Genomic DNA, 10,110 nt, shown 5'->3' on the forward strand with positions numbered 1-10,110 from the left:
TGAGACAGGAGCAACACGGATAGGTCGGGCGTGCTGGTCACACCAGCACGCCCGACCCTCACACACGCCTCGTCAGCCACTCCGGGAACCGGCCGATCGGGGACCGAAATCCCCACACCTCAGCCCGTGTGAGGAGCAAACGCCCTCTCAGACCACCGGATGCGCCCGGCGATCGTGTGGTCGTCGGCGACGCGCGGGGACGGGCCCGCGAGGTGGCTGCGCCACCACCTGGCGTTGCGGGCCTGGCGGTCGAGCGCGGCATCGATGAGGCGGGAGCGGCAGGTGGCGTCGAGCCCGTACGCGTCGGCGAGGACGCGTACCTGTGCGGCCTGGACGGTGGCGGGCGGAGCGCTGGGATTGGAGGAGATGCACCAGGTTCACGCCATATAGCCGAGGTCTTCGATGGGATCACCGGGGCGGCGGTGTCGAAGTCGATGAAGGCGGCCGGGAGGTCGTCGGCGAAGACCGTGTTGTTCGGCCCCGGGGCGTGGTGGCAGACCACGGGATGCCGACCGGCCAGGCGACTGCCGCGGGTGGCGTCGTGGAAGGAGCGGAGCAGGGAACCGGCCACGGCCACCTGGGGGTCGCTCCAGCGCTGAAACCGGGCGGGCACCCAGCCGGGGAGGTAGCTCAGGATTTCGCGGCCGGCCGCGTCGAACCCGAGGTGGCGCGGAGCGCCGGCAAAGCCCGCTCGCTGGAGGTCACCAAGCAGCGCGGCGACGAACGGCGACGATGCGCTGGCCAGCCGCCGGACGGTGCTGCCGACCCTGACCACGCCGGGGGTGATACGCCCGCCGGACAACGGCACTTCGTTGTTCTCCACGGCCACATTCTGATACTCGCCCGCGTACGGCAGTGGCGCCTCCACGCCCGCAACTACCCGTCTACACTCCGACTTCATGACGACGATCTACACGACCCAGGAATGGCCGGGCCACGGGAAGCAGAACTACTACTGGAACGAGTACAGGCTCGAAGGGGACACCGTCGTCAAGTACAAGTGCCACCGACAGAAGTTCTTCGACGGCGATGAGAACATCTGGGATGAGGACCAATCGGTCGAGGGGTCCTGGGGACTTGACGATCCGAGCATGCCCGACTGGCTGAGGCAGTATCTCTGATCGCGCCCGTCGCCGTCACACCTTCGAGCGGACTTTCCGGCCCTGTCGCCGGGAAGGCTTGTCCCCGTGACCGACACCAGCCTGTTCCAGCCCGGCACCACCGTGGTGCGCCGCGACGTCCACGCTGGCCGGGTGTGGACCGCAATCCCGCAGCGTGTGGTCGACGACAACGGCCACGTGCTGACGCTGGCCTCCTGGCCTGGGATCGAGAGCCTGGCCCCGACGACCTGGATCACCTCGCTCGCCACCGGCGACGACACCGCCCGCAAGCAGGCCCTCGCCGACCTCGCGGCCGGCTCCTGGACCCTCGGCCACCACCGCTGGCAGGACACTGAGGTGCGCTCCCACTTCCTGGCCGGCGAGTGGTTCTCCATCCACTGCTTCCAGGACGCCGTCACCAGGGAACCGCTGCGCTGGTACGTCAACTTCGAACGCCCCTACCAGCGCCGCCCCGGCCTCGGCATCGACACCATGGACCTCGCCCTCGACCTCGTCGTCACCCCCGACTTCTCCGGACACCACTGGAAAGACCAGGAGGAGTACGCGCAGCTGCGCCGTCTCGGGGTGGTCGACGACTACACGGCCGGTCAGATCGACCGGGCCCGCGGACGGGCGATCGGCATGCTGGACGACCAGGCCGGGCCGTTCGCGGCCGGCTGGCCCCGCTGGGAGCCGGACCCGGCCTTGCCGCTGCCGACCCTGCCGTCCGGCGCCGACGAAGCGACCCCCTCGATGGTGCCTTACAGGGCGTGACGGGCAGCGGCGCGCGGCTCCCGGTGTCGGACTACGCGGCCGCGCCCTGCGCTGGTTCGCCGACGTGCTTGAGCCGGCTGCGGGCGGCGACCCGGTCCTCGCCCGACAGCCCCGCCCAGAACTCATCCGCCCACACCGCGTGGGCGGCCTGCCGCTCGGCCTCCTCCAGGCGCGCCGACTCCGCCAGCACCTCCTCGGCGATCCCTTCGCGGGCCGCCTCCAGGTCACCGGTGAAAGCCGGCAGCGCGGCCAGGTGGGCCCGGCGCTCGGCCTGCACGGCCTCCAGCGCGCGCTGCGCCTCGATCAGGCGGTCGGGATACTCGAAGGTCTTCTGCTGCTTGCCCACGGGAGGGAATCGTACGCGCGACCGGATCCGCGATACGGCTGCGCCCCGCCGATCGGTGCCTGGCTGTGGGGTCTGGACGAAGACGGCCGTGCAGCACCGGGGCCTCCCAGGCCACGGTGTTGGCCGAGCGCGTTCTGGTCGTCGTCGCTACCGCCGGCCTCCGGGCGCATGGCCTCGAGCCGGCTTCCCGACGACGGCCGGGGCCGGCGCCCGTCTACGCCGAACGAGGCGCGGACAGTGACTCGCAGCAGTCGGCGAGCGTTGGGCTGTCGTGCCACAGCCTGCATCCAGCCCCAGCGGCACCGGCGCCGCTCCGGTCGGCAAGCCCCAGCCGGCGCCCTTTCTCCTAACCACCGACCAAGGCGCGGCAGCCCGCACGCTCCTGCGATACGTGTCCTCATTGCCCCTGCCGGACCCCGAGGCGCAGCTTCTCGCTGTGGTGGTGGCTGTTCGGGCCGCCCGTGATGGCGTGGGCAACCTCACCGGCACGGACGTGTCGGCGCTGAGGCTTGCCGATGCGCGCGGATCCGTTGACGCCCTTCGCGCCGTGGGCTGGCAGGTGGACGACGTGCTGCTGGACGGCGATCCCACGGCGCCGGTGGCCGTGACCGTCCCCGATCTGGCTCCCAGGGCGGATCACCCGCTTCCTTTCGGGAAGACCATGCGTTCGCGCGTGTCCGGATGGACGACGCGGACCCTGACCGCGAAGCCGCTCAAGAAGCTCCCGCCCACCGCGCGGCTGACCGGCCTATTCCTCGCCGCGCACAGCACGAACCGGCTGAGCGGACGGATTCCCCCTGACCTCCCGTCGGCATGCCGGGCAGCCGTCCCGGACCTCCTGCACAAGGGCTTCCTCACCGCGTTGTCCGAGGACCGCTACAGCCTCGATCCCCTGGTCCGTCACTTGTCGGGCATGCGTCCCCGGACCGACGAGGAGAAGGGCGTGCCTCCCCTGTCACCGTCGCCCCGGTTCGACGTGGACGCGTGGAAGCGGTGGAAGGACTCGGCCACGCCCGCCCTGCGGAGGCACGTCGAGGCCGTCGAGTCCTGCGCCCTGTGCGCGCTGGCCACCGAACGGGTCGCGGAAGCGTTCACGGTCCCGCCTGGCTCTCTGGCCATCTCCCACCACACCGCCAAGCTCTACGGCAGGTGGAAGGAGTCGCACCCGGCCCGCGGCCCGCTCGCGGCCGGGTTCACTGTGGCCTTCCGGGCCGAGCACGGACACGGCCCCTCGCACAGCCAGCTCTGCGCCAGCCTGGGCTGGAACCCGCAGAGCCTGCCCAGGCACAGCCAGCGCATGCTGTCCCTGTTCATCGTGCAGCGACTTCTTGCGAACGAGTGGCTCACGGCCACCAGCCCGGTGCCATGGACCCTGCGCCCGGGGAAGACCGCCCAGGCGCACGGCATCGCCCTGCCCAGGACGCCGGCCGTAGCACCGGTCGCGCCCCGTGGACCTGCCGATGGCCGCCAGGCTGGCCAACACCCTGCTCGATGCGTCCAGGCCGGGAGGTAGCCAGCCGTCCGGGCTTGCATTCGCCGCTTCCCGCCCGCCGTCTACAGCTCCGTCCACCCGCCCGCTCGTCGGCACCGGCCGCCGAGCGGACGCCAGACCGGGCGGCCGGTCCGCGCTGGACCAAGTCCTTGATCCGGGCGGCGCCGGCCGGGACGGTGGTGGGCACCTCGGCGACGGCCGGGTGCTCCCCGGCGGCCAGCCGTAGGTCCGCCGCGGCCGCGCCGACGGCGGTGGGAACGCCCGCCACCGCCGTTCCCACGGCTGCACCGCATGCACCGTTAGGGCTTCTCGACCTCGTCCTTCAGTTGGAGGATCTCGCCGCAGACGATGTAGGTGTTGAGCGCGCACAGGTTCGCTGCCCGCAGGGCCAAGGTGGCGTGGACGCCCTTGTTGGTGAGCTTGCCGACGGCGGTGTACCGGTCGTGGAGGCCCTCGGTGAGGGCGACCGTCATCTCCGCCGTGCTGCCGCTCTGGTTCGCCCGCTTGATGAACTCGAAGAGCCGGTTGCGGTAGGCGGACTGGTCGAGCCTGTGGCCGGTTGCGCTCGGCTCGTCCTGGGCCGGGAGCACGTGGTCGACCACGGATTCCAGTATGCGGCGACAGGTCGTGATCGCTTGGGCGAGTTCCTCGGTGACCGGCCGCTCCGGATCGCTGGCCGCGGCTTCGTTCAGGCGCCGGTACACCGCCGTGAACTGCTCGACCAATCCCGGCACACCGGTGCTCAGGAGCCGGTCCACCAGTGTCTTGTAGTTCCCGAAGATGGTGTCGTTGATGGAGCTGTAGTTGAAGCGGCGCTCCCACTCGCACAGGTACGTGAACGTTCGGTGCCGCGTCAAGTCGCGGATGGTCCGGAGCATCATCGTCCTCTCGAGGAGGTCCGGTCGCACCGAGGGACCTTCAACCTCGCCCTCGGACAGCTGCAGCAGGTACTCCATCTCCTCGAGCGAGTGTCCGGCGATCAGCGCTTCCGGATCCTTCATGTTCATGGACCGGTCGTTGAGGTACTCGCGCAATGCAGCCGCAGCCGGCCCATCCATCGATCCCCAGGAGGAGGGATCCGCCATCAGACGCTTGGTCGCTTTGGCGTTCGCCCTCGGGTCGCCGGCTGACGGACGCAGCTCGTAGCCAAGTCGGATCGCGACCTCCGTATCGCCGACGAGGCTGGCGATGCGGACAGCCCGACGGACGGAGACGGACAGCGGACGGTCGTCGAACTCGTCCAGCGCGGTGCGTACGAGCGCCAGGATGTGGTCAGCTGAGGTCATCCACAGAATGTAGCGACCTCGGCTGACACCAGAGCACGGGTTTACTGCACCCGACTCGGCAGCTCTGTCCACCCGCACGCCCGCCCGCCGTTGCTGAGTGGGTGCCAGATGGGTGCGGACGGTCCGCGCTGGATGAGGTCCTCGATCCGCGCGGCGCCGGCCGGGACGGCGGTGAGCATCTCGGCGACGGCCGGGTTCTCCTCGGCGGCCAGGCGCAGGTCTGCCACCGCTGAGCGCACCCCGGAGGCCGCGGTGCCGACCAGGACGACCAGCAGCCGCGGGAAGGACCGCCAGCGCCGCTCCCAAGCCCGGCCCCGGCCGCCCGGACCCGACTGCTCCCACAGGGCGGCGCAGGCCGCCAGCTGCGCCGCGGTCTCCTCGGCACCGACACCGGGGCGGTGCCGTTCGACGAACGCCCGCAGCCGGTGCCGCTCCTCGCCGGTGCCGGCGGTGTACGCGAGCTCGGCGGCGGGCCGGTACACCCCACCTCCGGCGACCGACTGCTCCGAGTTGGGAAGGAGGTCGAGCGGGCCGCAGGCCTCGCCGCGGGCGCGGGCGTCGGCGACGAAGGCGGCGTGGATCCGGCCGACGTCGAGCAGGTGCTCGCGCCCGTGCCGTACGGCGAGCTGCTCACCGTCCAGCGCCTGGGCGGCGCTCGGGCGACGGGCCTCGGGGAAGGTGGCCGCCACCGCCGCGCCCTGGGCGGTGAGGTGCCAGGCCTTCGCCCGGCCGGCCTGCGGCAGGGTCACGAAGTCCGCCAGGCCATCGGCGTGCAGGCGGGTCAGCCGCTTCTGGGTCTGCTTGATCAGGGCGGTTCCGCCATGCAGCTGGTGGAGCTGCTCGGCGGTCGCCAGCGTGAAGCGGTGAAGTGTGACCAGAACGTCGTGGTCGGTCTCCAGATCCCCGTGCACGAATGTGCTCCCTTCCGAACTACGGGCTTATCCCGTGCTCGGAGAATGGAACCCCACGAAACTCACCGGATTTCTCACCATCAAGGTTGGTAGTTCATAACGATCTGATAACTCCCGCCATCAAGGTATCCCGCGTTCTAACCGGTCCGAAATGCGGTCCGTAATCCAGTCCGCCAACCGGTCCCGACCTCGGGGCCCCCGGCGGCCTGATCGTCAAGCCTCTGACCTGCTGGAATGACCATCAAGGCGCCTGGTTAGTTTCCTTGATGGCCCATCAAGGAAACTCACCGATACCTTGGTGGCCCTGGTGAGTTTGCCGGACCGCTTCCGTTCCCCCTGCCGTTTCCCCCTCCACTGCCCCTACCGGCCACCTCGCGCCCGGGAGGCGAATCCGCCCAGCTCAGCGCCAGAATCCGGGCCGCCCCGGGATTCCGACAACCCTCTTCTCCCGTCTTTCTGCTTTTGGTTTTGGTTTGTGGTTGTGGCGTTGTCGGTTGGTCGGTTCGGGTTGTTGCACCTGCGGTGGGCCTTTCCTTTTTTCACGTCCGGCTGGTGCCGGCCGCTCGCTGGTCGGGGGTGGCGGCGGGGGCCGGAGAGGGGTGGTTGGAGAGGGTGCGGCACGCGGGTCGGGAACGGGCTTGGCCGCTGTCGGAAGCGCCGGATATCCCTCGAAGGCAGCAGCCGACCACGACCGCCGGGAGAAGCCTGTGAGCACCCGTCAGCGCCCCGACCACGACCACCAGGACGACGACCAGGCCGACGTCGTCGAACCGCCGCTGCCGCCGTCCCGGCCGGCCCGTACCGCGTACCGGCGCGGCGCCGCCAACCCGAACGGCTCGACCACCGCGCTGCGCGCCGACGTCCTCGGCGCGCTCGGCGTCCTCAAGGTCGCCACCGCCGATCAGCTCCAGCGGCTGCTGCGCCCCGGGGCGGCGTCGAACACCGTGATCCGGCAGGCGCTGCGCGATCTCGCGCTGCACGGCCTGGTCGCTTCCGACGGCAACACCCGCAACCGGCACAAGACCTGGCGGCTGGAGGGCACGGCCGGACTGGAGGCGGCCGGGCAGGTGCTCGGCCTGCCCCGCGCCGACATGGGCTCCACGGCCCGGGGAGCCGGCCGCTCCGGCGCCCAGCACGTGATGGCGGTCAACGAGACCGTACTCGCCTTCGTACGGGGCGGCACCGCGCCCGGGGCCGCGGGCGGGGTCGGCACCGTGACCGACTGGGCGACCGAGGTCGAGTTCCTGCTGCCGGGCGGCCGGCGAAAGGTCCGCCCGGACGGGGTGTGGCAGGCCCCTCAGATCGGGGTGCCGGTCCTGATGGTCGAGGTCGACCGCTCCACCATGGCGCCGGAGCGCGTCGCTGCGAAGTTCACCGCCTACCGTGAGCTGTTCCGCACCAAGGTGAAGAGCACCGACCCCGCGCCGGCCGAGCAGGAGCCGGCCGACCGTACGGTGCACTGGTGGCGCCGCACCTGGCCCGGCCACACCCGGCCCGGGTACCCGCCGGTCGCCCTGGTCGTCACCGACGCCGGACCCGTCGCCCTGGCCAACCGGCAGCAGGCCGTCGCGGACCTGTCCGCCGACTGCTGGCGCGGCCGGTGGTGCAGGGAGGTCCGCGACTACAACGACGACGGCTGGCGCGAGTACGACGACGCCGTGCCCATCATCGCGACCACCCTTCAGCTGCTGGCCGAGCACGGGCCGCTCGGGCCGGTGTGGTGGCGCTTCGGCCGCTCGGGCCGGCACTCCCTCACCGAGGCGCTGGAGAACCCGAACAACCGGGCCGCCTACGACCTGCGCCAGGCCGCCCGCGAGGACGAGCAGCAACGGGTCCACCAGGAGCTGATGGACTCCCTGGTCTGCATCGACTGCGGCGACGTCCCCGAGGAGGAGACCACCTGGGTGTACGGCAGCCGCGAGTGGACCCGCCGCCCGGGCGGCCGCTGCTGGTCCTGCCACCAGGAACACACCGAGCGCCTGGAACGGGAGGCCGAAGAACAGCTGGAGGCTGCCCGTACGGCCAACGCCGCGCTGCGCCCGTGCTGGACGTGCGGGGGCTCGATCGGCGGGAAGGAGGGTTCGAAGCTGGAGCTGCGGGAGAAGGCCACCCCGGACCGGCTGGAGTGCCCGCAGTGCGGACAGGCTCGCGCTGCCGAGGGCTTGGGCCCGCTGGTGCTGCCCGTCCCGACCAAGCGCGAGCAGATGGCCGCACTGATCTCCGCCCCGGATGACCCTTGGTGGGAGGACCGCGTGCTGCACGCCAAGCTCTACCCGGCGAAGGGCCGCCGTGTGTGACCTGTTGGTGTTGTTGGGCGTGAAATGGCCTCTCCTGCCGTGTTGTCTGGACCTTTGGTTGGACCTGTTGGCGGTGTGGGTGGGGGTGGCTGTGGTCGGGGTTTGGTGACTGTGTGTGGTTTGCGGGTGAGGTCGGGGGCGGGTCGGCCTTGTGCGGGGGTGGGCCGGGTGTTGTGGGCTTTTTTTGGGGGGTGAATTCGGCCGATAATTCCGGTGGGTTGTTTTGGCGGATTGGCTGCCGGGTGTGGTGTGGATTCGGGTTGGTATTGCGGTGGTGTGGTGGTGGCGGGGGGTTGGTGTTCGGTTTGGCGGGGTCGGGCTGGGTGCTTCTCGGTGGCCGCCGTCCGGGTCGCCGGTCTGGGCGGCTTCCCGCCCCGGGGTGCCCGGCTGCCGCCTGCTGCTGGGCCCGGCCGTCGTCCTGGTCGGCCGCCAGGCCGTCCTGCTGCGTCCTGCTGCGTCCGGCTTGGCGGTGCCGCCCCGCCGTCCCGCTGCGCCCTGTCCTGGTGCTGTGCCCGGTCCTGGTCGTGTTCGCCGGGTGGTGCTGTGCCGCCGTCCCGGGCCCGCCGTCCAGGCCCCGCTCCGTCCGGGGCGGCCGTCTGGGCCGCGCTGCGCCGCCGTGCTGGCCGTGCCCGAGGCTGCGTCCTTCGCTGGGCGGCTGGGTGGCCGTCAGGCCGCCTGTGGAGGCCGCTGTGGTGGCGCCTGGAGAGCAGTGGGGGGTGTCGCGCCCCCTTGTCGCGTTGGCTGTCGCGGTGGGGTGCTGTCGTGTGGTGTGACGTGGGCGGATACCGGGTTTTCCCTGTGTGTGGTGGGGGCGCGACAGCCCCCCCGCGACAGCCGCGGGGCGGACTGCGGTCCGGGGGCGCCGGACTGCCGGGGATCGGCCGTTGCTGGGGTCGCCGACCACCAGGTGCCGGTCGTCCTGGCCGCCGTGCCGGGGGCCGTTGTCCGGGGCGGCCGGGTACGGCGAGGACGTCGGGCGTCGAGGAGGCCGGCCTGCTCGACGGCCTGGTGCTGGTGGTGCTCGGCGGCCGGTGGCGGGCGGCCGGGTGGTGGTGGTGCTCGGCGGCCGGTGGCGGGCGGCCGGGTGGTGGGTGGCGGGTGCAACGCGGTGTTGCGCTGGGCTGCAACATGGGGCCGTGTTGCGGGTCTGACCAGGCGTTATGTGGCCGGGAGCGGGGGCGGGCGGGTGTGTTGCGGTGCCGTGTTGTACTCCGCTGCCCTTCCGCCGGCCTCGGCGGGTTCCCGCTGCTCGCCCGCGCCGTCCGGCCCGGTGCCGCGCCCCGGTGCCGCGCCCCGCTGCTGCGCCCCTGGTCGGCCGCCAGGCCGTTCCGCTGCGCCCGGCTTGGCCGCGCCGTCCTGGCCCGTGCCCTGGTGGCCCTGGTGGCCCGTCCTGGCCGCCGTCCTGGTCCGGTGTTCGGTTCGGTGTCGCCGCCCCGGGAATTGCTCGGTTGATGCTGGGCGGGATTTCCTGGGCGCCTGGAAGGGCGGTCGCCGTGTCGGCGTGGAGGGCCGTAGGCCCCTTTCCAGCGTGCCCGAATTCGATTCCTTGCCGCTGCGCATCGAAAGGGGCTTCGGGTTGCCGTGTGAAAAGGGTCGGAGGGAATTCGAATTACCGCCGGGAGTGCGGCCGGATAGAGCCGGGATGGACGGTTGCCGCGAGGTTGTCTGTTTGCTCCCTTCGCCCGTCCCTGTGCCCCTGGGAACCGGTACTATAGAGCCGTGGGGAAGCCGGGGAAACGCCGCCGGATACGTTTCGGATTCGGGTCCGAAGTCTGCGGTTGAGGGCCCGTCAGCCACCGCCGTGCGGGGCGCCTGTGAGGGGTCGCCACCGGGGCCGGGGAGGCTCGGGCCGGACCGGAGGCGCACCGGCGTCTCCCGAGGGCCGCAGGCCCCCGCTCCGGGGC

Annotated in this window: 7 protein-coding genes; 4 read left to right on the top strand and 3 right to left on the bottom strand. The window is 71.6% G+C overall.

What is annotated here, in order from left to right:
* Positions 1 to 899: 899 nt before the first annotated feature.
* Together ACIQI7_RS38655 and ACIQI7_RS38660 are read left to right on the top strand one after the other, a co-directional pair.
* On the top strand, positions 900 to 1,121 hold the full coding sequence (locus ACIQI7_RS38655) for a hypothetical protein (protein ID WP_401119489.1): 222 nt from the start codon (positions 900 to 902) through the stop codon (positions 1,119 to 1,121).
* Positions 1,122 to 1,187: 66 nt separating this feature from the next.
* Positions 1,188 to 1,874: a DUF402 domain-containing protein gene (locus ACIQI7_RS38660; RefSeq protein WP_401119491.1), complete on the top strand. Its 687-nt coding sequence runs from the start codon at positions 1,188 to 1,190 to the stop codon at positions 1,872 to 1,874.
* A 31-nt stretch (positions 1,875 to 1,905) separates the two neighbouring features.
* Here ACIQI7_RS38660 and ACIQI7_RS38665 read toward each other — a convergent pair whose 3' ends face one another.
* Positions 1,906 to 2,220: a hypothetical protein gene (locus ACIQI7_RS38665; protein WP_401119494.1), complete on the bottom strand. Its 315-nt coding sequence runs from the start codon at positions 2,218 to 2,220 to the stop codon at positions 1,906 to 1,908.
* Between the two features lie 391 nt (positions 2,221 to 2,611).
* Here ACIQI7_RS38665 and ACIQI7_RS38670 point away from each other — a divergent pair, with 391 nt between their 5' ends.
* Positions 2,612 to 3,733 carry a hypothetical protein gene (locus tag ACIQI7_RS38670; RefSeq protein WP_401119497.1) on the top strand — a complete coding sequence of 374 codons (1,122 nt, stop codon included), beginning with the start codon at positions 2,612 to 2,614 and terminating at the stop codon, positions 3,731 to 3,733.
* A 278-nt stretch (positions 3,734 to 4,011) separates the two neighbouring features.
* Here ACIQI7_RS38670 and ACIQI7_RS38675 read toward each other — a convergent pair whose 3' ends face one another.
* Entirely contained in the window at positions 4,012 to 4,998 is a 987-nt protein-coding gene (locus tag ACIQI7_RS38675; protein ID WP_401119499.1) for a hypothetical protein, read from the bottom strand.
* 41 nt (positions 4,999 to 5,039) lie between these two features.
* Entirely contained in the window at positions 5,040 to 5,909 is an 870-nt protein-coding gene (locus ACIQI7_RS38680; protein ID WP_401119502.1) for a replication-relaxation family protein, read from the bottom strand.
* A 707-nt stretch (positions 5,910 to 6,616) separates the two neighbouring features.
* On the opposite strand from ACIQI7_RS38680, the gene ACIQI7_RS38685 reads away from it, so the two are divergent.
* Positions 6,617 to 8,206, top strand: coding sequence for a replication-relaxation family protein (locus ACIQI7_RS38685; RefSeq protein ID WP_401119505.1), 1,590 nt, complete (start codon positions 6,617 to 6,619; stop codon positions 8,204 to 8,206).
* Positions 8,207 to 10,110: the final 1,904 nt, after the last annotated feature.

This window comes from Kitasatospora sp. NPDC092039 (assembly GCF_044756065.1).
Lineage (GTDB): Bacteria > Actinomycetota > Actinomycetes > Streptomycetales > Streptomycetaceae > Kitasatospora.

What these genes read in the sequence shown, in the direction of transcription:
- ACIQI7_RS38675 (WP_401119499.1), bottom strand. Translation starts at nt 4,998, where the DNA reads ATGACCTCAGCTGACCACATCCTGGCGCTCGTACGCACCGCGCTGGAC.
- ACIQI7_RS38655 (WP_401119489.1), top strand. Translation starts at nt 900, where the DNA reads ATGACGACGATCTACACGACCCAGGAATGGCCGGGCCACGGGAAGCAG.